Origin of the sequence: Mycobacterium sp. 852002-53434_SCH5985345, assembly GCF_001667155.1 — a bacterium.
GTDB lineage: Bacteria > Actinomycetota > Actinomycetes > Mycobacteriales > Mycobacteriaceae > Mycobacterium.
The window spans coordinates 15,805-36,811 of the sequence record NZ_LZIE01000033.1 but is presented as its reverse complement, the minus strand read 5'-3'; the positions used below and the strand labels follow the sequence as shown (position 1 = coordinate 36,811).

Annotated in this window: 19 protein-coding genes; 11 read left to right on the top strand and 8 right to left on the bottom strand. The window is 68.8% G+C overall.

Translation table 11 applies throughout. The annotated features are described in order from the left end of the window. The first annotated feature begins 247 nt into the window (after positions 1–247). The 6 genes from A5756_RS07305 to A5756_RS07280 all read left to right on the top strand — a co-directional run bounded on the left by A5756_RS07305 (position 248) and on the right by A5756_RS07280 (position 7,043). Positions 248–1,573 (top strand): CdaR family transcriptional regulator, encoded by a 1,326-nt coding sequence (locus tag A5756_RS07305; protein ID WP_066949730.1) that lies wholly within the window; start codon positions 248–250, stop codon positions 1,571–1,573. 140 nt (positions 1,574–1,713) lie between these two features. Next, entirely contained in the window at positions 1,714–2,622 is a 909-nt protein-coding gene (locus A5756_RS07300; RefSeq protein ID WP_066949727.1) for an ACP S-malonyltransferase, read from the top strand. Between the two features lie 81 nt (positions 2,623–2,703). Next, positions 2,704–3,048 (top strand): meromycolate extension acyl carrier protein AcpM, encoded by a 345-nt coding sequence (gene acpM / locus A5756_RS07295; protein ID WP_066949723.1) that lies wholly within the window; start codon positions 2,704–2,706, stop codon positions 3,046–3,048. Then, positions 3,045–4,295, top strand: coding sequence for a 3-oxoacyl-ACP synthase KasA (gene kasA / locus A5756_RS07290; RefSeq protein ID WP_066949715.1), 1,251 nt, complete (start codon positions 3,045–3,047; stop codon positions 4,293–4,295). The genes acpM and kasA overlap by 4 nt, the downstream gene beginning before the upstream one ends. A 25-nt stretch (positions 4,296–4,320) precedes the next feature. Then, on the top strand, positions 4,321–5,574 hold the full coding sequence (gene kasB / locus A5756_RS07285; protein WP_066949712.1) for a 3-oxoacyl-ACP synthase KasB: 1,254 nt from the start codon (positions 4,321–4,323) through the stop codon (positions 5,572–5,574). A gap of 47 nt (positions 5,575–5,621) precedes the next feature. Beyond that, complete coding sequence (locus tag A5756_RS07280) at positions 5,622–7,043, top strand: acyl-CoA carboxylase subunit beta (protein WP_066949709.1); 1,422 nt, start codon at positions 5,622–5,624, stop codon at positions 7,041–7,043. 98 nt (positions 7,044–7,141) lie between these two features. Here the strand turns inward: A5756_RS07280 and A5756_RS07275 are convergent, their stop codons facing one another. The 3 genes from A5756_RS07275 to A5756_RS07265 form a co-directional block, all read right to left on the bottom strand. Beyond that, positions 7,142–8,707 (bottom strand): FAD-dependent monooxygenase, encoded by a 1,566-nt coding sequence (locus A5756_RS07275; protein ID WP_066949706.1) that lies wholly within the window; start codon positions 8,705–8,707, stop codon positions 7,142–7,144. Positions 8,708–8,771: 64 nt separating this feature from the next. Further along, a complete protein-coding gene (locus A5756_RS07270) occupies positions 8,772–10,316 on the bottom strand; it encodes a glycerol-3-phosphate dehydrogenase/oxidase (RefSeq protein ID WP_066949702.1) in 1,545 nt (514 codons plus the stop codon). Continuing rightward, positions 10,313–10,888 (bottom strand): TetR/AcrR family transcriptional regulator, encoded by a 576-nt coding sequence (locus A5756_RS07265; RefSeq protein ID WP_066949698.1) that lies wholly within the window; start codon positions 10,886–10,888, stop codon positions 10,313–10,315. The genes A5756_RS07270 and A5756_RS07265 overlap by 4 nt, the downstream gene beginning before the upstream one ends. A gap of 47 nt (positions 10,889–10,935) precedes the next feature. Between A5756_RS07265 and A5756_RS07260 the strand changes: the two genes are divergently transcribed. Together A5756_RS07260 and A5756_RS07255 are read left to right on the top strand one after the other, a co-directional pair. After that, on the top strand, positions 10,936–12,516 hold the full coding sequence (locus A5756_RS07260) for an FAD-binding oxidoreductase (protein ID WP_369828588.1): 1,581 nt from the start codon (positions 10,936–10,938) through the stop codon (positions 12,514–12,516). Beyond that, a complete protein-coding gene (locus tag A5756_RS07255) occupies positions 12,513–13,430 on the top strand; it encodes a diacylglycerol kinase (RefSeq protein ID WP_066949691.1) in 918 nt (305 codons plus the stop codon). Before A5756_RS07260 ends, A5756_RS07255 begins: the two co-directional genes overlap by 4 nt. A 76-nt stretch (positions 13,431–13,506) precedes the next feature. Here A5756_RS07255 and A5756_RS07250 read toward each other — a convergent pair whose 3' ends face one another. From A5756_RS07250 to A5756_RS07240, 3 genes are all read right to left on the bottom strand, one after another. Further along, positions 13,507–14,019, bottom strand: coding sequence for a DUF3145 domain-containing protein (locus tag A5756_RS07250; RefSeq protein WP_066949688.1), 513 nt, complete (start codon positions 14,017–14,019; stop codon positions 13,507–13,509). A 139-nt stretch (positions 14,020–14,158) separates the two neighbouring features. Further along, positions 14,159–14,977, bottom strand: coding sequence for a serine hydrolase (locus tag A5756_RS07245; RefSeq protein ID WP_066949685.1), 819 nt, complete (start codon positions 14,975–14,977; stop codon positions 14,159–14,161). Next, on the bottom strand, positions 14,977–16,047 hold the full coding sequence (locus A5756_RS07240) for a class I SAM-dependent methyltransferase (protein WP_066949681.1): 1,071 nt from the start codon (positions 16,045–16,047) through the stop codon (positions 14,977–14,979). The genes A5756_RS07245 and A5756_RS07240 overlap by 1 nt, the downstream gene beginning before the upstream one ends. 32 nt (positions 16,048–16,079) lie before the next feature. Between A5756_RS07240 and A5756_RS07235 the strand changes: the two genes are divergently transcribed. Together A5756_RS07235 and A5756_RS07230 are read left to right on the top strand one after the other, a co-directional pair. Beyond that, on the top strand, positions 16,080–17,165 hold the full coding sequence (locus tag A5756_RS07235) for an S-(hydroxymethyl)mycothiol dehydrogenase (protein WP_066949677.1): 1,086 nt from the start codon (positions 16,080–16,082) through the stop codon (positions 17,163–17,165). Further along, positions 17,165–17,788 carry an MBL fold metallo-hydrolase gene (locus A5756_RS07230; protein WP_066949672.1) on the top strand — a complete coding sequence of 208 codons (624 nt, stop codon included), beginning with the start codon at positions 17,165–17,167 and terminating at the stop codon, positions 17,786–17,788. The genes A5756_RS07235 and A5756_RS07230 overlap by 1 nt, the downstream gene beginning before the upstream one ends. Positions 17,789–17,938: 150 nt before the next feature. On the opposite strand, the gene A5756_RS07225 is transcribed toward A5756_RS07230, so the two are convergent. Both A5756_RS07225 and lnt read right to left on the bottom strand, forming a co-directional pair. Then, positions 17,939–18,511 (bottom strand): hypothetical protein, encoded by a 573-nt coding sequence (locus tag A5756_RS07225; protein ID WP_066949669.1) that lies wholly within the window; start codon positions 18,509–18,511, stop codon positions 17,939–17,941. Beyond that, positions 18,508–19,953: an apolipoprotein N-acyltransferase gene (gene lnt, locus A5756_RS07220; RefSeq protein WP_066949666.1), complete on the bottom strand. Its 1,446-nt coding sequence runs from the start codon at positions 19,951–19,953 to the stop codon at positions 18,508–18,510. Before lnt ends, A5756_RS07225 begins: the two co-directional genes overlap by 4 nt. An 86-nt stretch (positions 19,954–20,039) precedes the next feature. Between lnt and A5756_RS07215 the strand changes: the two genes are divergently transcribed. Then, positions 20,040–20,996 (top strand): SDR family oxidoreductase, encoded by a 957-nt coding sequence (locus tag A5756_RS07215; RefSeq protein ID WP_066949662.1) that lies wholly within the window; start codon positions 20,040–20,042, stop codon positions 20,994–20,996. The last annotated feature ends 11 nt before the right edge of the window (positions 20,997–21,007 follow it).

The window sequence follows — 21,007 nt, the reverse complement described above, 5'->3', positions numbered from 1 at the left end:
CCGGGGGGGGCCGGGGCGGCGCCCACGCCCCCGCGCGCCCCGCCCCCCGCCGAGCGGGCGGCCAGCCGCACATTGGGCGTGGGGGGGGCCAGCCGCACACTCGACCGCTGCCCACGCTCCCCACCGAGCGTCACGCCAGCGTGACGGTCGGTCCGGACACCACGCTGGCGTGACGCTCGGGCCAAAAGCGCCGTTCACCCCCCGCCGCCTTGGCAGATATATCCAAAATGTGGCGTAGGTTTTAGGGGTGAATGACAACCCGTTCGCCGGCCCCTTCGCCAAGCAGCCCCGGTCGCCGCTCGAACTGCTCGACAGCGTGCCGGATTCCGTCCTGCGGCGGTTGAAGCAGCACTCCGGCCGGCTGGCCACCGAAGCCGTCTCGGTGATGCAGGACCGGTTGCCGTTCTTCGCCGACTTGGAAGCCTCCCAGCGGGCCAGCGTGGCGCTGGTGGTGCAGACGGCCATCAACAACTTCGTCGAGTGGATGCAGGACCCCCACAGCAACGTCAGCTACACCGCACAGGCCTTCGAGCTGGTGCCCCAGGACCTGGCCCGCCGGATCGCGTTGCGGCACAGCGTGGACATGGTGCGCGTCACCATGGAGTTCTTCGAAGAGGTGCTGCCGCTGGTGGCCCGCTCCGAGGAGCAGTTGACCGCCCTGACCGTGGGCGTCCTGAAGTACAGCCGCGATCTGGCCTTCACGTCCGCCTCGGCCTACGCGAACGCGGCCGAGGCGCGCGGCAGCTGGGACAGCCGGATGGAGGCCAGCGTCGTCGACGCGGTGGTGCGCGGTGACACCGGCCCCGAGCTGTTGTCCCGGGCCGCGGCGCTCAACTGGGACACCACCGCCCCCGCCACGGTCGTGGTCGGGGTCCCCGCGCCGGGCCCCGGCGGGTCGACCGGACCGGGCGACGACCAGCGGGCCAGTCAGCACGTCCGCGACATCGCCGGCCGGCACGGCCGCGCCGCCCTCACCGATGTGCACGGCACCTGGCTGGTCGCCGTCGTGTCGGGCCAACTGTCGCCCACCGACAAATTCCTCGGCGACCTACTGGACGCGTTCTCCGACGGCCCGGTGGTCATCGGTCCGACGGCGCCAATGCTGACCGCGGCCTACCACAGCGCCAGCGAGGCGATCTCCGGGATGAACGCCGTCGGTGGCTGGCGGGGGGCGCCGCGGCCCGTGCCGGCGCGCGAACTCCTGCCCGAACGTGCCCTGATGGGGGACGCCTCGGCGATCGTGGCGTTGCACACCGACGTCATGGGACCGTTGGCCGCGGCGGGCCCCACGCTCATCGAGACTCTCGACGCTTATTTAGATTGTGGCGGCGCCATTGAGGCATGTGCCAGAAAGTTGTTCGTTCATCCAAACACGGTCCGCTACCGGCTCAAGCGGATCACCGACTTCACCGGACGAGACCCCACGCAGCCCCGCGACGCATATGTGCTGCGAGTGGCGGCGACGGTCGGCCAGCTCAACTACCCCACAGCTCCCGCTAGCCTTGGCACCAACGCGATGCCTCCGGTTCCGCTGCCGGTCAGGGCGGCTATCGGGAGTCAATCCGAGGCGTAGTGACCCAGGCCACAGGTCGCGGCACGATATCGAACACGTAGCTTACGGAGCTATTTTGTGGGGACTACACAAAAACCTAAGACGAGGTTCATAATCTGTTACACCCGCCAAAACCGTTTCCACAGTGTTCTCTTAAACACGTGATTGCATTGCTTGCGCCCGGACAGGGTTCACAGACCGAGGGGATGCTCTCGCCGTGGCTCGACCTGCCGGGTGCCGCGGACCAGCTCGACCTGTGGTCGAAGGCCAGCGGCCTCGACCTGGTCCGGCTGGGTACCACCGCGTCGACCGAGGAGATCACCGACACCTCGGTCACTCAGCCCCTGGTCGTCGCGGCCACGCTGCTGGCCCACCAGGAGCTCACCAAGCGCGGCCTGCTTGCCGACGCGGACCTCATCGTGGCGGGTCACTCCGTCGGCGAGATCGCGGCCTACGCGATCGCCGGTGTGATGGCCGCCGATGACGCCGTCGCGCTGGCCGCCACCCGTGGCGCCGAAATGGCCAAGGCCTGCGCCATCGAGCCGACCGGCATGTCCGCGGTGCTCGGCGGTGACGAGGCCGAGGTGCTGACCCGTCTCGAGCAGCTCGACCTGTTCCCCGCCAACCGCAACGCCGTCGGCCAGATCGTCGCCGCCGGCCCGCTCACGGCGCTGGAGAAGCTGGCCGAGGACCCGCCGGCCAAGGCCCGGATCCGCGCCCTCGGGGTGGCCGGGGCGTTCCACACCAAGTACATGGCTCCGGCCCTCGACCGCTACGCCGCCGCGGCGGCCGCCGTCGCGACCGCCGAGCCCACCGCCACGCTGCTGTCCAACCGCGACGGGCAGCCCGTCGCCTCGGCGGCGGCGGCGATGGACGCGCTGGTCGCTCAACTCACCCAGCCGGTGCGCTGGGACCTGTGCACGGCAACCATGCGTGACCGGGAAATCACGGCGGCCGTGGAGTTCCCCCCTGCGGGCACTCTCACCGGCATCGCCAAACGCGAACTTCGGGGGGTTACGACCCGCGCCGTCAAAGCACCCGCAGACCTGGACGCACTGGCCGAACTCTAGAAGCCGCTTCCAGTACAACCACATACCGCTCTAAAGAACATTCTGTTCGATCAACTCAACACATTACGAAGGGAAGACGCTGTGGCCGTCACTCAAGAAGAAATCATTGCCGGTATCGCGGAGATCATCGAAGAGGTCACCGGTATCGAGCCGTCCGAGGTCACCCCGGAGAAGTCGTTCGTGGACGACCTGGACATCGACTCGCTGTCGATGGTCGAGATCGCGGTGCAGACCGAGGACAAGTACGGCGTGAAGATCCCGGACGAGGACCTCGCCGGTCTGCGTACCGTCGGTGACGTCGTCGCGTACATCCAGAAGCTCGAGGAAGAAGACCCCGAGGCCGCCGCAGCGCTGCGCGCCAAGCTGGAGTCCGAGAACCCCGACGCCGTTGCCAACGTCAAGGCGAGGCTGGAAGCGGACAAGTGAGCAAGCCTTCCACTGCCAATGGCGGTTACCCCAACGTTGTGGTAACCGCCGTCACGGCGACGACATCGATCGCGCCGGACATCGAGAGCACGTGGAAGGGTTTGTTAGCCGGCGAAAGCGGCATCCACGTTCTCGAGGACGAGTTCGTCACCAAGTGGGACCTGCCCGTCAAGATCGGTGGTCACCTCAAGGAGCCCATCGACGAGCACATGAGCAGGCTCGACTTGCGGCGGATGTCCTACGTCCAACGGTTGGCCAAGTTGCTGGGCACTCAGCTGTGGGAGTCCGCCGGCAGCCCGGAGGTCGACCCCGACCGGTTCTCGGTGGTGGTCGGCACCGGGCTCGGCGGCGCCGAGCGGATCGTGGAGACCTACGACCTGATGAACGAGGGCGGTCCCCGCAAGGTGTCGCCGCTCGCCGTTCAGATGATTATGCCCAACGGCGCCGCGGCGGTGGTGGGCCTGCAGCTCGGTGCCCGCGCCGGAGTGATCACCCCGGTGTCGGCCTGTTCGTCGGGCTCGGAGGCGATCGCCCACGCCTGGCGGCAGATCGTCATGGGTGACGCCGACTTCGCCGTCTGCGGCGGTGTCGAGGGACCCATCGAGGCGCTGCCCATCGCGGCGTTCTCCATGATGCGGGCCATGTCCACCCGCAACGATGAGCCCGAACGTGCCTCGCGGCCGTTCGACAAGGACCGCGACGGCTTCGTCTTCGGCGAGGCCGGGGCCATGATGATCATCGAGACCGAGGAGCACGCCAAGGCCCGCGGTGCCAAGCCGCTGGCCCGGTTGATGGGTGCCGGCATCACGTCGGACGCGTTCCACATGGTCGCTCCCGCGGCGGACGGCGTGCGCGCCGGACGGGCAATGCAACGGTCGCTCGAATTGGCGGGCTTGTCCCCCAAGGACATCGACCACGTCAACGCTCACGGGACGGCGACGCCGATCGGCGACACGGCCGAGGCCAACGCCATCCGGGTCGCCGGCTGCGAGCGAGCAGCGGTGTACGCGCCGAAGTCGGCGCTGGGCCACTCTATCGGCGCGGTCGGCGCGCTGGAATCTGTTCTCACGGTATTGAGCCTTCGGGACGGCGTGATACCGCCAACACTGAATTACGAAACCCCAGATCCCGAGATCGACCTTGATGTTGTTGCGGGCGAACCTCGCTACGGCGATTTCCGTTACGCGATCAACAACTCGTTCGGGTTCGGTGGCCACAATGTGGCGCTCGCCTTCGGGCGGTACTGAGCACAGAAGGAAGATCGCAAGACTCATGACAGAGCTGGTTACCGGGAAAGCGCTCCCGAACGTGGTCGTCACAGGCATCGCCATGACGACCGCAGTCGCATCGGATGCGGAGAACACCTGGAAGTTGTTGCTAGACGGCCAAAGTGGAATCCGCACCCTCGAGGACCCGTTCATCGAAGAGTTCGACCTGCCGGTCCGTATCGGCGGGCACCTCGTCGAGGAGTTCGACAGCCACCTGACGCGCATTGAGTTGCGTCGTCTGTCCTATCTGCAAAAGATGTCCACCGTGCTGGGCCGGCGGGTATGGGAGAACGCCGGTTCACCAGAGGTGGACACCAACCGGTTGATGGTGTGCATCGGCACCGGGATGGGCTCGACCGAGGAGCTCATCTGGGGTTATGACTCGCTGCGCGAGCGCGGCACCAAGGCATTCAACCCGCTGGGCGTGCAGAAATACATGCCCAACGGCGCGGCCGCGACGGTTGGGCTGGAGCGGCATGCCAAGGCCGGGGTATGCGCCCCGGTGTCGGCATGTGCGTCGGGCGCCGAAGGTATCGCCCAGGCGTGGCGGCACATCGTGTTCGGCGAGGCCGACATCGCGATCTGCGGTGGTGTGGAAACCAAGATCGAGGCGGTGCCGATCGCGGCGTTCGCCGCAATGCGCATCGTGTTGTCCACAACCAACGACGACCCGGCGGGCGCCTGCCGCCCGTTCGACCGCGACCGCAACGGCTTCGTGTTCGGTGAGGGCGGCGCGCTGATGGTGATCGAGACCGAGGAGCACGCGAAGGCCCGCGGCGCCAACATCCTGGCCCGGGTAATGGGGGCCAGCATCACCTCGGACGGCTTTCACATGGTGGCGCCGGACCCCGATGGGGCACGCGCCGGCCATGCGATCTCGCGGGCGATCCAGCTCGCGGGGCTCACTCCGGGCGATATCGACCACGTCAACGCCCATGCCACCGGTACCCAGGTCGGCGACGTGGCCGAGGCCAAGGCCATCAACAACGCCCTGGGCAGCCACAAGCCGGCGGTGTATGCGCCCAAGTCCGCGCTCGGCCACTCGGTGGGCGCCGTGGGTGCGGTCGAGTCGATCCTGACGGTGATGGCCCTCCGGGACCAGGTCGTTCCGCCGACGCTGAACCTCGAAAACCTCGACCCCGAGGTGGATCTGGACGTGGTGGCGGGCAAGCCGCGTCCGGGCAACTACCGGTACGCCATCAACAACTCGTTCGGATTCGGCGGGCACAACGTCGCGGTCGCCTTCGGGCGGTACTGATCACCGCTTCGTCACCAGACAGCACACCCGGAAAACAGGAGACTGCGATGACAATCATGGCCCCCGCGTCGGTCGGCGAGTCGCTCGACCCCAGGGACCCGTTGCTGCGTCTGAGCAACTTCTTCGACGAGGGCAGCGTCGAGCTGCTGCACGAGCGTGACCGCTCGGGTGTGCTTTCGGCGTCGGGCACCGTGAACGGTGTGCGGACCATCGCCTTCTGCACCGACGGGACCGTGATGGGCGGCGCCATGGGCGTCGAGGGCTGTGCCCACATCGTCAACGCCTATGACACCGCCATCGAGGAGCAGAGCCCGATCGTGGGCATCTGGCACTCCGGCGGGGCGCGCCTGGCCGAGGGCGTCAAGGCGTTGCACGCGGTCGGGACGGTGTTCGAGGCGATGATTCGCGCGTCCGGATATGTCCCGCAGATCTCGGTGGTCGTCGGTTTCGCCGCCGGCGGCGCGGCCTACGGTCCCGCGCTGACCGACGTCATCGTGATGGCGCCGGAAAGCCGGGTGTTCGTCACCGGGCCCGACGTGGTGCGGAGCGTCACCGGGGAGGACGTGGACATGGCGTCCCTCGGCGGCCCGGAGACCCACCACAAGAAGTCCGGCGTGTGCCACATCGTCGCCGACGACGAGCTCGACGCCTACGAGCGTGGCCGCCGCCTGGTCGGATTGTTCTGCCAGCAGGGCCATTTCGACCGCAGCAGGGCCGAGGCCGGTGACACCGATATCCACGCGCTGCTCCCCGAGTCGGCCCGGCGGGCCTACGACGTGCGTCCGATCGTGACCGCGATCCTGGACGACGAGACGCCGTTCGACGAGTTCCAGGCCAACTGGGCACCGTCGATGGTGATCGGGCTGGGCCGGTTGTCCGGCCGCACGGTGGGCGTCCTGGCGAACAACCCGTTGCGACTGGGTGGCTGCCTGAACTCCGAAAGCGCCGAGAAGGCAGCACGATTCGTGCGTCTGTGCGACGCGTTCGGCATCCCGCTGATCGTGGTCGTCGACGTTCCCGGCTACCTGCCCGGCGTCGACCAGGAGTGGGGCGGCGTGGTGCGCCGCGGCGCGAAGCTGCTGCACGCGTTCGGCGAGTGCACGGTTCCGCGCGTCACGCTGGTCACCCGAAAGACCTACGGCGGGGCCTACATTGCGATGAACTCCCGATCGCTCAACGCGACGAAGGTGTACGCCTGGCCGGACGCCGAGGTGGCCGTGATGGGTGCCAAGGCCGCCGTCGGCATCCTGCACAAGAAGAAGCTGGCCGCCGCGGCCGATGACGAGCGCGAAGCGCTGCACGACCAGTTGGCCGCCGAGCACGAGAAGATCGCCGGCGGTGTGGACAGCGCCATCGAGATCGGTGTGGTCGACGAGAAGATCGACCCGTCGCACACCCGCAGCAAGCTCACCGAGGCGCTGGCCCAGGCGCCGGCGCGCCGCGGTCGGCACAAGAACATCCCGCTGTAGGTCGAGAGCGGCCGCATCGGCCCCTTCAGCACGGCTCTCCGACCATTGGGTGGGCTACGAATTTGATATCACCTGTGCTATCAAATTCGGCAAGGTGGTTATGCCCTTCCGCGGCCCAGGATCGTGGTAAGCGCCCGGCGCAGTTCGCCTTCGGGGTTGTCAGGCAGCGCATCGGCACGCCAGCCGACGAAATCGTCCGGACGGATCAACAGCGCGCCTTCGGGAGTGAGTCCGGTGACTGCCGACCACTCGTCGCTATGGATGCGGTGCGCGGCCACCGGCACCGAAGCCGCAGCGGCACACCAGCGTTCGTCGCCGGTCAGCACGGTGAACCCGGGCCTAACCAGGTCGAGCGTCGACACGCCGTCGCGCACCCACACGTGGGGAACCCGGGTGCCGGGCTGAGCGCGCAACTCCCCCACGAGCTGCACACCGCCCGAAACCGTCGCAGGCCCGTCGACGTTCACCACCGCCGCCGAGCGGTATTGAAATCCGATGAGCAGTTCGAACATCGAGCACTCCTCGTCGGCCGGCAATTGTGGACCGTCCTCGCTCATGGGCAGCACGGCGAGCGTCGGGCCGGTCAGCGACTGCCGGGCGGCGAACTGCCCAACCGGGTGACGCTCGGCCTGGTAGGTATCCAGCAGTGCCGGTTCGGCGGTCCCGTCTAAAACGGCGGCCAGCTTCCAGGCCAGGTTGTGCGCACTCTGGATCGCGGTGTTGGCTCCCCCGGCCTTGAACGGCGGCATGGTGTGCGCCGAATCGCCGACGAGAAAGGTTCGGCCACAACGAAATTGGTCGGCCACCTGCTCGTAGGGTTGCCAGGCCGCCACCTCGATGACATCGATGTCTATCGGCTCGCCGATCGCCTTGATGAGCACATCCCGGCAGCGTTGCGGCGTGAACTGCTCCGCCGACTCACCTTTGCCCGGGAAGTACGTGGTGATGAACATCCCCAAGTCGCCGTCGACCAGCAGAAAGATGCCGTCCACGTCAGCGTTCTTGACTTGCACGGCATCCCCGTCGGCCAACTGCGAGACGAACTTCTTCCAGGGCGCCCGGAAGTAGATGAACACGACGAAGATCGGTAACGCGCCATAACCGGACGTGCTGATGCCCAACCAGTTTCGGACCGGGCTGTGCACACCATCGGCGCCGACGAGGTAGTCGGCGCGGACAGTCTCGGACTTCCCGGTATCCCGGTCGCGGACCACCGCGGTGACGCCGGCCCCGTCTTGCTCGAACGACACCACTTCCGTCCCGTACCGCACCTCGCTTCCCCGCCGGCGCGTCTCGCCGAGCAGAATCGGCTCCAGCCTGCTCTGCGGGCAATACTGCGCGGCGGGCTCCGGGCTGAGCGCGTCGAGTCCCGCGAAGATCGCGTTGATGTCGATGGCCACGCGTTCCTCGGCGCTGTTGAGCGTGGGCCTGACCATCAGGGTCGAAACATGGTCGGCGACCGCATGTACCTCGTCGCCGAGCCCGAGGCCGCGCAGGATTTCCAGGCTCCGGAAGCTCAGGTTGCGGGCCTTGGGATAGATGAAAGTCTCGCGCCGCTTCTCCACCAGCAGCGAATGGGCCCCGTGTTTGGCCAGCAACGCGGAGGTGGCCAAGCCGGCGGCACCGGCACCGACGATGAGCACGGGAACGCGAATGGTCGTCATCAGAGAAATGATAGTCGCTGTCATTCGGGATTTACAGTCATAATATGAATCCCGACGCGGCGCCCTAGCCGAACCGCGCCACGAACTCCTCCGCCACCGCCACCACGCGCTCGCGATCGGACTCGACCAATCCGATGCGCGTCCGCCGATCCACGATGTCCGAGACATCCAGCGCGCCCTCATGGGTGATCGCGTACTCGAATTCCGCCCGGGTGACGTCGATGCCCTCGGCCACCGGCTCAGTCGGGCGTTTGCAGCCGGCGGCGGCGACGACCTTGGCCGCCTCGGCGCCGTATCGCTGCAGCAGCGACGCCGGCAATCCGGCAACGGGGCTCGAGCCGGCCGACCCCGGGTTCGCGGGCGCGCCGATCAGCGGGAGGTTGTGGGTACGGCACTTCGTGGCGCGCAGGTGCCGCAGGCTGATCGCCCGATCCAGCACATCCTGTGCCATGTAACGGTATTCGGTCAGCTTGCCGCCGATCACGCTGATGATCCCGGATCCCGACTCCACGACGGCGTGCTCGCGCGAGACGTCGGCGGTGCGGCCCTCCCCGGTGTCGATCAACGGCCGCAGGCCCGCGTACGCACCGGTGACGTCGGCGGGGCCGAGCCCAACCCCCAACGCGGTGTTGACCGTCTCCAATAGGAACGCGACCTCGTCGGCCGACGGCGTCGGCACGTCCGGAATCGGCCCGGGCGCGGCTTCGTCGGTCAGCCCCAGGTAGACCCGGCCGAGCTGCTCGGGCATGGCGAACACGAACCGGTTGAGCTCACCGGGTATCGGAATCGTCAGCGCCGCAGTGGGATTGCCGAAGGCTTCGGCGTCGAACACCAGATGCGTGCCACGGCTGGGTCGCAGCCGCAACACGCCGTCGATCTCGGCCGCCCACACCCCGGTCGCGTTGATGACCGCCCCGGCCGAGACATCGAACGACTGCCCAGTGCGCTGGTCGGTCAGCCGCACCGAAGTGCCGGTGGCCTTCGACGCCGCCACGTAGGTCAGGATCCGCGCGCCGTGCTGCGCCGCGGTGCGCGCGACCGCGGTGACCAGCCGGGCGTCGTCGATCAGCTGCCCGTCGTAGGCCAGCAGGCCCCCGTCCAGGCCGTCGCGCCGGACGGTGGGCGCCATCTGCACGACGCGCTCGGGCCCGACTCGGCGCGACCGCGGCAGCGTCGACGACGACGTGCCCGCAAGCATCCGCAGCGCGTCCCCCGCCAGGAATCCGGCGCGCACCACCGCGCGTTTGCCCCGGCCCATGGACGGCAGCAGCGGAACCAGTTGCGGCATCGCATGAACGAGATGAGGGGCGTTGCGGCTCATCAGGATTCCGCGTTCGATGGCGCTGCGCCGGGCGATCCCCACGTTGCCGGTCGCCAGGTAGCGCAGGCCGCCGTGCACCAACTTGGAACTCCAGCGGCTGGTGCCGAAGGCCAGATCATGCTTTTCCACCAGCGCCACCCGCAACCCGCGCGACGCGGCGTCCAAAGCGATGCCGGCGCCGGTGATGCCGCCGCCGATCACGACGACGTCCAGCGGTTCGCCGTCGGCCAGCGCGCTCAGGTCGGCCGCGCGGCGGGCGGCGTTGAGCGCGGTGGGGTCGGGGATCACGACAGGTATCCGTTCAGCGAGTAGGCGAGTTCGCCGGCCAGCGTTTCGGCGTCCAGGAGCGGTTCGACGATCTGCGCGGACTGAATGGTCGACTGGGCGATCAGCAGCACCATGGTCGCCATCTGGACCGGGTCGCCGGCGCGCACGCTGCCATTGCGCTGGGCGACTCGCAGCCGGGCGGCGAGGGCGTCGATCAGCATGTGCTGGCTGGTCCCGAGGCGCTCGGTGATGTAGATCGGCGCGAGCTCGGAGTGCAAGACGGACATCACGAGGCGGTCGCGGCGCAGCAGGTCGGCCACCGTGACGATCTGTCGGACAAGCGATTCCCGGTCGTCACCGAGCAGCGGCGCGTCCCGCATCACCTCGGTGACGTGCCGGGTCAACAGCGCGGCCACGATCGACTGAGTGTCCGGCCAGCGGCGGTAGACCGTGGGCCTGCTGACGCCCGCGCGTCGAGCGATCTCGGCCAGGGTCACCCGATCCACCCCGAAATCGACCACGCAGCTGGCTGCCGCCGCGAGGATGCGCTCTCCGGTGTCCACCGGCATGCGAGCGTTACTGATTGACAGCATGTGTAATACTGTAACGCATGACGCAACCCGAGGGCCTCCTCCCCCCGATGAAGTGGAACGCCTGGGGTGACCCCGCCGCGGCCAAGCCGCTCTCCGAGGGGATCCGGGCGCTGTTGAAACAGGCTGTGGGCGTGCAGGATTCCGGCGTCGCCGAGCTCGAACCCGATCAGGTGCGCGTGCGCCCGTCGGCGTTGTCGCAGGCGCATCGCGACGCACTGGCCGAGCTCGTCGGCGCCGCCTACTGCCGCACCGACGACCGGGATCGGCTGCTGCACGCCGGCGGCAAGTCCACGATCGACCTGCTGCGCCGCAAGGACGCGGGCGTGCAGGACGTGCCCGACGCCATCCTGCTGCCCGGCGACGAGGACGCCGTCGCCACGGTCCTGCGCTACTGCTCCCACCACCGCATCGCCGTCGTCCCGTTCGGCGGCGGCACCAGCGTGGTCGGCGGTTTGGATCCCGTACGCGGCGAGTTCCAAGCCGTCGTGTCCCTCGACCTGCGCCGCCTCGACCAACTGATCTCGCTCGACGACGTCTCGGGTCAGGCCGTGTTCGGGGCCGGCGTCACCGGACCGGATGCGGAACGCTTGCTTGGCGCTCAAGGCTTTTCACTCGGGCATTTCCCGCAGAGCTTCGAATACGCGACGATCGGCGGCTTCGCCGCGACGCGCTCGTCCGGGCAGGACTCGGCGGGCTACGGCCGGTTCAACGACATGGTGCGCGGCCTGCGCGTGGTCACCCCGGTGGGCACCCTGGACCTGGGCCGCGCGCCCGAGTCCGCCGCCGGCCCCGACCTGCGTCAGCTGATGATCGGCTCGGAGGGTGCCTTCGGCGTCATCACCCGGGTGCGGCTGCGGGTGCACCGCCTCCCGGAAGCCGTCCGCTACGAGGCGTGGTCCTTCCCGGACTTCGAGACCGGGGCCGCGGCCCTGCGCGCCGTCACGCAAACGGCCACCGGCTCAACCGTCATCCGGCTTTCCGACGAGGCCGAGACGGGAGTCAATCTGGCCACCACCGAGTCGATCGGCGAAAGCCAGATCACCGGCGGCTGTCTGGCGATCACGGTGTTCGAGGGCAGCAAGGAACACGTCGAGAGTCGGCACGCCGAAACCAGCGCCCTGCTGGCGGCGCAAGGCGGAACGTCGCTGGGCGAAGCGCCCGCGCGGGCCTGGGAGCACGGGCGGTTCGGCGCACCGTATCTGCGCGACTCGCTGCTGTCGGCCGGCGCACTCTGCGAGACGCTCGAGACCGCCACCGACTGGTCCAACATCCCCGCGCTCAAAGCCGCTGTGACGCAAGCGCTTACCGACGCGCTGGCCGAGACCGGCACACCGGCGCTGGTGATGTGCCACATTTCGCACGTCTACCCCACCGGAGCGTCGTTGTACTTCACCGTCGTCGCCGGCCAGCGCGGCAATCCGATCGAACAATGGAAGGCCGCGAAAAGGGCCGCGTGCGACGCGATCATGGCCACCGGCGGCACGATCACCCACCACCACGCGGTCGGCGCCGACCACCGCCCCTGGATGGCCGACGAGGTGGGCGAGCTGGGGGTGCAGGTCTTACGCGCGGTCAAGGCGACCCTGGACCCCGCTGGAATCCTCAACCCCGGCAAGCTGATTCCATGAATCGGCGCGAGATCGCGAAAGTGATCGCGCTGACCAACCCCGTCTCCGGGCACGGCGCCGCGATCCGGGCGGCGGAGCGCGCGATCGCGCGGCTGCACCACCACGGTGTGGAGGTGGTCGAGATCATCGGCGACGACGCGCAGGACGCGCGCTACCTGGTGAGCGCCGCACTGGATAAGGGCGTCGACGCGGTGATGGTGACCGGCGGTGACGGCGTCGTCTCCAACGCGCTGCAAGTGCTCGCGGGCACCGACGTTCCAATCGGCATCGTGGCGGCGGGGACGGGTAACGACCACGCCCGCGAATTCGGTCTGCCCACAAAGGATCCGGAAGCCGCCGCGGACATCATCGTCGACGGCTGCACGGAAACCATCGACCTGGGCCGGATCCGCGCCGAGAACGGGGCCGACAAGTGGTTCGGCACGGTGGCGGCCACCGGATTCGACTCCCTGGTGACCGACCGGGCCAACCGGATGACCTGGCCGGACGGGCGGTTGCGGTACTACCTCGCCATGCTCGCCGAGCTATCGCAGTTGCGGCTGTTGCCCTTTCGCATGGTCCTCGACGGGACGCGAGAGATCGATGCCGACATCACGCTGGCGGCCTTCGGCAATACCCGCAGCTATGGCGGCGGCATGCTGATCTGCCCCCACGCCGATCACACCGACGGTCTGCTCGACATCACCATGGTGCACTCGGCGTCCCGGACGAAGCTGGTCCGCCTCTTCCCCACCGTGATGAAAGGCACCCACGTCGACCTCGACGAGGTGAGCACCACGCGGGCCAAATCCGTTCACGTCGAGTGCCCGGGCATCAACGTCTACGCCGACGGCGACTTCGCCTGCCCGCTGCCCGCCGAGATCAGCGCGGTTCCGGGCGCGCTGCGGATCCTGCGCCGAGCTGAGGACCAATAGCGGCTCGCCGAATTTGATATCGCCTGCGCTATCAAGTTCGAGGGTCGCCGATTGCCGTCCAGACGTCGAAACGCGCCTAGCCGACTCCCCGGCTGAGCCAGGTCACCTCGCCGACCTCGCCGCCGTCGCGGTACGACTCCAGGGCGTCGTCCCACGCCGTTCCCAGCACTGTGTCCAGCTCGGCGGCCAGGGTGTCGGCGCCCTGCGCCATCAGCGCGCGCAGCCGCATCTCCCCGACCATGACGTCGCCGTTGGCGCTCATCGCCCCGCTCCACAGGCCGAGCTGCGGGGTGTGGCTGAATCGCTGGCCGTCCACTCCGGGGCTGGGGTCCTCGGTGACTTCGAACCGCAGCACCGACCAGGAGCGCAAGGCGTTGGCCAGCCTGGCGCCGGTGCCGACCGGCCCGACCCAGTTGGTGACCGCGCGCAGCTGTCCGGGCATGGCCGGCTGCGGCGTCCAGGTGAGGTTCGCCTTCGCCCCAAGGGTCGACGACAACGCCCACTCGACATGCGGGCATACCGCCGCCGGCGAGGCGTGCACGTACACCACGCCAGTCGTCACGTCGGCGAATTGATTCGACGCACGCATATCCTGCTCCTTCGGTTCCGCGAGGGACGTCTTCCCCAACGACCTGGCGGACCTACAAGCAGGATCTGCTAACTATTTGTGTGTCGTGCGTGTCTATTGTGCCTTGTGATGCCCGTGTTGCGCTAGTGTGCATTTTCCATTAGCCATATTCGGCGATCACGGCGTCGGAAATCGCAGGCCAGGGCCGCAGCGCCCACTCCCCGAAATCGCGGTTCGTGAGGACCACCAGCGCCAGGTCACGTTCGGGATCCGCCCAGATGAAACCGCCCGCCTGCCCGAAATGGCCGTACGTTCGCGGCGAATTGCGGGCGCCGGTCCAGTGCGGCGATTTGGCGTCCCGGATCTCGAAACCCAGCCCCCAGTCGTTGGGTCGCTGCACACCGTAGCCGGGCAACACCCCGTCCAGACCGGGAAATTGCACCGCAGTCGCCTCGGCGTGCAGTTCGGCCGAGACGGTCGACGGTCGCAGCAGGTCGACGGCGAAAGCCGCCAGGTCCGCCACCGTGGACGTCGCCCCGAACCCGGCGGCCGGCGCGCCGCCGTCCAGCCGGGTGGCGGCCATGCCCAAGGGTTCGCAGACCGCTTCGGCCAGGTAGCGCCCGAACTCGATGCCGGATTCGCGCTCCACGACCTGGGCGAGCACGGTGAAGCCGTGGTTGGAGTAGATGCGCCGCGCCCCGGGGGCGGCCAGCACGTGATCGTTGTGCAGGGCCAGGCCCGACGTGTGCGCCAGCAGGTGGCGGATCGTGGCGCCCGGCGGGCCGGCGGCGGTGTCCAGGTCGACGACACCCTCTTCGACGGCCACGTGCACGGCGCGGGCCACCAGCGGCTTGGTCACCGAAGCAAGCTCGAACACCCGCTCGGTGTCGCCGTGGCCGGCCAGCACCCCATCGGGTCCGATCACCGCCGCGGCGGCCGCCTCGACCGGCCAATCAGCCAGCGCGTCGAGTGCCGCCATCACTTCCGGGCGATGTAGTAGTTGTTGATCGGGTCCGACTCGATCTCGGCCACCTGCACGTCGTCGAACCCGGCATCGCCCAGCATCGCGGTGGCCAGCTGTGTCCCCCAGGCGGTGCCCAGCCCGGCGCCGTCCAGCGCCAACGACACCGTCATGCAGTGCATCAGCGACGTGGTGTAGAGGTAGGTGCTCATCGGGATGCCGACGTTGTCCTCGAGCCGGCTCGACGCCTTGATGTCGGCCATCAGCAGCACGCCGCCGGGACGCAGGGCGCGGTGGATGTTCTCCAACACCCGCGCCGGGTGGGCCTGGTCGTGGATGGCGTCGAACACGGTGATCACGTCGTAGGCGTCCGACTTGTCCAGCTCCGCCAGGTTGTGGCTTTCGAAGGTCGCGTTCGCCAGACCGAGGTCGGCCGCCTCGCGGGCGCCGACGGCGATCGCCTCGTCGGAGAAGTCGATTCCGGTGAAGCGGCTGGCCGGAAACGCCCGCGCCATCACGTTGACCGCGTGGCCGCTGCCGCAGCCGAAATCCGCCACGTCGGCTCCCGAGCGCAAGCGTTCGACGAGACCGTCGACCAGCGGCAGCACCACATCGACCAAAGCGTTGTCGTACACCACGCCGCTCTGCTCGGCCATCAGCGCGTGGAACCGGGGGAACTCGCCGTAGTGCAGGCCGCCGCCCTCGCGGAAGCAACCGATGATTTTCTGTTCGACTTCGGCGAGCTGCGGGACGAACAGGGCCACCAGGGCCAGGTTGTCCGGCCCGGCCGCCCGGGTCAGCACGCCCGCGCGGTGCGCGGGCAGCGAGTAGGTGGCGGAGTCGGGGTCGTAGTCGACGACGCGCCCGGTCGTCATGCCGGCCAGCCACTCGCGCACGTAGCGCTCGTTGAGGCCGGCCGCTTCGGCGATCTGCGCGCTGGTGGCGGAAGCCAGCCCCGCCATCGTGTCGAGCAGCCCGGTCTGGTGCCCGATGCTCAGCAGCAGCGTCAGGCTGGCGCCGTCGATGGCCGCCGCGATTCGTTCGCTGAATTCTTCGGACGTTTCGGAAGCGGTCTCGGCTGCCGTCATGCCCAGCGACGCTACACCGTAGGTTGGTGGCCATGAGTCAGACAGTGCGCGGCGTGATTTCACGAAAGAAGGGCGAACCCGTCGAGCTGGTGGACATCGTCGTCCCGGACCCCGGGCCCGGCGAGGCCCTGGTCGACATCATCGCCTGCGGGGTGTGCCACACGGACCTGACCTACCGCGAGGGCGGCATCAACGACGAGTACCCCTTCCTGCTCGGCCACGAGGCGGCCGGCCGGGTCGAGGCGGTCGGCCCCGGCGTGACCGCGGTCGAGCCAGGTGACTTCGTCATCCTGAACTGGCGCGCGGTCTGCGGCCAGTGCCGGGCCTGCAAGCGCGGCCGCCCGCACCTGTGCTTCGACACCTTCAACGCCGCGCAGAAGATGACGCTGACCGACGGCACGGAACTCACGCCCGCCCTGGGCATCGGGGCGTTCGCCGACAAGACGCTGGTGCACGCCGGCCAATGCACCAAGGTCGATCCCGCCGCCGACCCTGCTGTCGCGGGCCTGCTCGGCTGCGGGGTGATGGCCGGGATCGGCGCGGCGATCAACACCGGCGGTGTCACCCGCGACGACACCGTCGCGGTGATCGGCTGCGGCGGCGTCGGCGATGCCGCGATCGCCGGCGCCGCGCTGGTCGGGGCCCGGCGCATCATCGCCGTCGACACCGACGACACCAAGCTGGACTGGGCCCGCGAGTTCGGCGCCACCCACACCGTCAACGCCCGCCAGGCCGACGTCGTGGAGGCGATCCAGGACCTCACCGACGGGTTCGGGGTCAACGTCGCGATCGACGCCGTCGGCCGGCCCGAAACCTGGAAGCAGGCCTTCTATGCCCGCGACCTCGCGGGAACCGTTGTGCTGGTGGGTGTTCCGACGCCCGACATGAAGCTCGACATGCCGCTGATCGACTTCTTCAGCCACGGCGGGTCGCTGAAGTCGTCGTGGTACGGCGATTGCCTGCCCGAACGGGACTTCCCCACCCTGATCGACCTCTACCTCCAGGGCCGGCTGCCCCTGGAGAGGTTTGTCTCCGAGCGAATCGGGCTAGACGACGTCGAGGAGGCTTTTCACAAGATGCACGGAGGCAAGGTGTTACGTTCGGTGGTGGTGCTCTGATGGTGAACATCGAGCGGGTGGTCACCCACGGCACCTTCGAACTCGACGGCGGCAGTTGGGAAGTCGACAACAACATCTGGCTGATCGGCGACAACTCCAACGTGGTGGTGTTCGACGCCGCCCACGACGCGGGGCCGATCGTCGAGGCCGTGGATGGCCGCCATGTGGTCGCGGTGGTGTGCACGCACGGTCACAACGACCACGTGACGGTCGCGCCGGAACTCGGCAAGACGCTCGACGCGCCGGTGCTGCTGCATCCCGCCGACGAGGTGCTGTGGCGAATGACCCATCCGGACAACGAGTTTCGCCCGCTATCCGATGGCGAGACGCTGAGCGTCGGAGGGACCGAGCTACGGGCGCTACACACCCCGGGCCATTCCCCCGGATCGGTGTGTTGGTATTCGCATGACCTGGGCGTCGTGTTCAGCGGCGACACGCTGTTCGCCGGCGGCCCGGGCGCGACCGGCCGCTCGTATTCGGACTTCCCGACGATCCTGCAGTCCATCTCCGAGCGGCTGGGCAAGCTGCCCGGTGAGACGGTGGTGCACACCGGCCACGGCGACAGCACCACCATCGGCGACGAGATCGTCCACTACGAGGAGTGGGTGGCCCGCGGCCACTGAGCCGCGTCGGGCTCGTGCGGCCGTGCCCAGGCCCGTGCGGCCACATCCGCCACACCAGCACCAGGCCCGGACCACCACACGGTCCCCGTTTTTGATATCGCGGGCGATATCAAAAACGAGAGTCGTCGATTGGTCCGAGACCAGCGCGCATCACGGTTGCGGCAGATTCGCGGCCACCACCGCGCGGCGCCGCGTACGGCCCAACCACAAACCGGACATGATCGAATCGACCAGCCCCACCACGAACAGCCCGACGAACAGCCACACCAAAAAGCCCACGGAACTCTTATGCCCGAAGGCCAGTCGCGGGTTGATATAGCCGTTGACCTGCCCGTCGGTCGTGATGTTGTAGGTGCCGCCGGCCGCAATCCGAGCCACCCATACCCGCACGTGCGCGTCGTTGTTGACCGTCGTTGTGCTGCCGATGTTTTCGGTCACCACGGGCTGCGCCACGCCGTCGGGCGGCGCGAGGGTGACCCCCAGCGGAGGCACGGGTAGCCCGCGGTCGGGACTGCTGATGACGACGGTGTGCAGGCTGATGGTGACGTCACCGGCGGGCAGGTCGAGGCTGCCGGAGCCCGGGACCGGCACCTCGCCGTAGGCGTTGTACTTGTCCAGGAAGAACGCATTGAGCACCAGGGCGACGATGAAGCCGCCCACCGACACGGCCATCAGCGTGACGGCGGCGGCCAGCGAAATCTTCGCGACCCGTCGGCTGCTCATCCAGGCAGTGTGGCACCGCGGGCCGGGCGCTGCCAGCGCACCAGCGCAAAGCCGACGGCGACGAAGGCCAGCATCGGCACCCAGTCCCCCAGCAGCTGGTAGGGCGTGACACGCGAACCCAACGGCACGCTCACCACGGTCACGCCCCGGAAGTCCGACGGGTACCACGCCAGTCGGTGGCCTCGCGCGTCGAACGCCGCGCTGTCGCCGGACAATCCGGCGTGCACGGCCGGGCGGCCCGCCTCGACGGCGCGCACCGCCACCTGGGCGGCCAGCTGTGGCTGCGCCCAGGTCCCCTGGTATGACGACGTGGAGCTCTGGTACACCAACAGCTCCGCACCGAGTCGCGCCTCCCGGCGGGCCAGGTCGGAGAACAGGGTCTCGTAGCTGATCAACGGGCCGATACCCAGTGCGCCGGCGTGCAACACGACGGGCCCGGTCCCACGTTGCCGGTCCTCGGCCGCGGCCCTGCTGTGGCGGGTGATCCAGCCGAAAAGCGGTCGCAGCGGGACGTATTCGCCGAACGGCACCAGCCGGGTCTTCCGGTACGTGCCCAACGATCCACCCGACCCGATGAGCACCGCCGACTTGTAGATCCCGCCGCCGGGCGCGGGCGCGTCGACGTTGACCAACAAATCAGCCCCCACCCGCCGCGATAGCTCGGTGAGCCGCGCCAACACCTCCGGGTGGCCGGCGAGATCGGAGCCCACGGTGCTTTCCCCCCAGACCACCAAGTCCGGGCGCTGGACCGCAACCGAAGCGGTGAGCTCCTCGGCGGCGGCCTGGCGGGCGCCCGAGTCGGCGATGTCGCCCGGCTGCACCAGCGCCACCCGCACCGTGGCGCCGCCGGCGGGCGACGGGCCCAGCAGATACCAGGCCGGACCGAGAGCCGCGCAGGCCACCGCGCACCCCAGCGCGACGAGCCGGCCCGAAGCGTCGCGGTGCACCACCACGCCCGCCAGAGCCGTATTGGCCGCCACCACAAGGAAACTCGTCAGCCACACCCCTCCCAAGGATGCCGAGGCCAGCGTGACGGGCTGGGCGGACTGCGACGCGCCCAGCGACGCCCACGGGCCACCCAGCGGCGGCCACGACCGCACGGCCTCGGCGGCGACCCACGCGCTGGGCAACACCACCACCGCGGAAACCGTCCGCGCCGGGCCGACGGGCCCGGACAGCAATCGATGCGTCAACCACCCCCAGGGCAGCCAGAGCGCACCGAAACCGACGGCGATCACCGCGAGCAACGGGCCGACGAACGTCAGCAGCCAGTACTGGGTGGCCAGCACGAATCCGGCGACGCCGAGCCACGCCCGCACGCACGCCTCCCATCCGGTAGCCGCGGCCCGCACCAACAGGAGCAGCGGCACCAGGCCGAACCAGGCCAGCCACCACCACGACGGCGCGGGAAAGGCGAGCGCGGGCAGCGCGCCCACGACCAACGCGGCCGCCCAGCCACGGATGCGCTGTCGACGAGCCGGCACAAAGAGCACACTATGACGGGGCGCACTCGAAGGGAGCGATACGCATGGCCAACGATCTTGTCGCCACGGTGCCCGACCTGTCGGGCAAGCTGGCAATCGTCACCGGCGCCAACAGCGGCCTGGGGTTCGGCCTGGCCCGGCGGCTCGCCGCCGCCGGCGCCGACGTCGTCATGGCGATCCGCAACCGCGGCAAAGGGGAGAAGGCGATCGCGGAAATCCGCGACACGGTCCCCGACGCCAAGCTGGCCATCAAGTCGCTGGACCTGTCGTCGCTGGCCTCGGTCGCTGCGCTGGGTGAACAACTCAACGCCGAGGGCCGCCCCATCGACATCCTGATCAACAACGCCGGCGTCATGACCCCGCCGGAACGCGACACCACCGCCGACGGTTTCGAATTGCAGTTCGGCAGCAACCATCTCGGGCACTTCGCCCTGACGGGGCACGTGCTGCCGCTGCTGCGCGCGGCGGGCAAAGCGCGCGTGGTCTCGCTCAGCAGCCTGGCCGCCCGCCAAAGCGGCAAGATCCACTTCGACGACCCACAGTTCGAGAAGTCCTACGCGGCCATGTCGGCCTACGGCCAGTCGAAGCTGGCGGTGCTGATGTTCGCCCTCGAGCTGGACCGGCGCAGCCGGGCGGCCGGCTGGGGCATCATGTCCAACGCCGCGCACCCCGGCCTGACCAAGACCAACCTGCAGATCGCCGGACCCTCGCACGGGCGCGAAAAGCCCGCGCTGATGGAGCGGCTGTACAAGGCGTCCTGGCGCTTCACGCCGTTTTTGTGGCAGGAGATCGACGAGGGCATCCTCCCGGCGCTGTACGCGGCCGCCGCGCCGCACGCCCAGGGCGGCGCGTTCTACGGGCCCCGCGGCTTCTACGAGGCCGCCGGCGGCGGGGTGCGGCTGGCCAAGGTGCCCGCGCCCGCCCGCAACGAGGCTGACTGCCAACGACTTTGGGAGCTCTCCGAGCAGCTCACCGGCGTCAGCTACCCGAAGCCGGCCTGACGACTATCGTT

Bases quoted from the DNA above. Each gene is read 5' to 3' on its own strand.
- A5756_RS07250 (WP_066949688.1), bottom strand. From the start codon at position 14,019: ATGCGTGCGTCGAATCAATTCGCCGACGTGACGACTGGCGTGGTGTAC.
- A5756_RS07215 (WP_066949662.1), top strand. From the start codon at position 20,040: ATGGCCAACGATCTTGTCGCCACGGTGCCCGACCTGTCGGGCAAGCTG.
- A5756_RS07280 (WP_066949709.1), top strand. From the start codon at position 5,622: ATGACAATCATGGCCCCCGCGTCGGTCGGCGAGTCGCTCGACCCCAGG.
- A5756_RS07240 (WP_066949681.1), bottom strand. From the start codon at position 16,047: ATGACGGCAGCCGAGACCGCTTCCGAAACGTCCGAAGAATTCAGCGAA.
- A5756_RS07265 (WP_066949698.1), bottom strand. From the start codon at position 10,888: ATGCTGTCAATCAGTAACGCTCGCATGCCGGTGGACACCGGAGAGCGC.
- A5756_RS07245 (WP_066949685.1), bottom strand. From the start codon at position 14,977: ATGGCGGCACTCGACGCGCTGGCTGATTGGCCGGTCGAGGCGGCCGCC.
- kasB (WP_066949712.1), top strand. From the start codon at position 4,321: ATGACAGAGCTGGTTACCGGGAAAGCGCTCCCGAACGTGGTCGTCACA.
- A5756_RS07260 (WP_369828588.1), top strand. From the start codon at position 10,936: ATGAAGTGGAACGCCTGGGGTGACCCCGCCGCGGCCAAGCCGCTCTCC.
- A5756_RS07255 (WP_066949691.1), top strand. From the start codon at position 12,513: ATGAATCGGCGCGAGATCGCGAAAGTGATCGCGCTGACCAACCCCGTC.
- A5756_RS07225 (WP_066949669.1), bottom strand. From the start codon at position 18,511: ATGAGCAGCCGACGGGTCGCGAAGATTTCGCTGGCCGCCGCCGTCACG.
- A5756_RS07235 (WP_066949677.1), top strand. From the start codon at position 16,080: ATGAGTCAGACAGTGCGCGGCGTGATTTCACGAAAGAAGGGCGAACCC.
- A5756_RS07230 (WP_066949672.1), top strand. From the start codon at position 17,165: ATGGTGAACATCGAGCGGGTGGTCACCCACGGCACCTTCGAACTCGAC.
- A5756_RS07275 (WP_066949706.1), bottom strand. From the start codon at position 8,707: ATGACGACCATTCGCGTTCCCGTGCTCATCGTCGGTGCCGGTGCCGCC.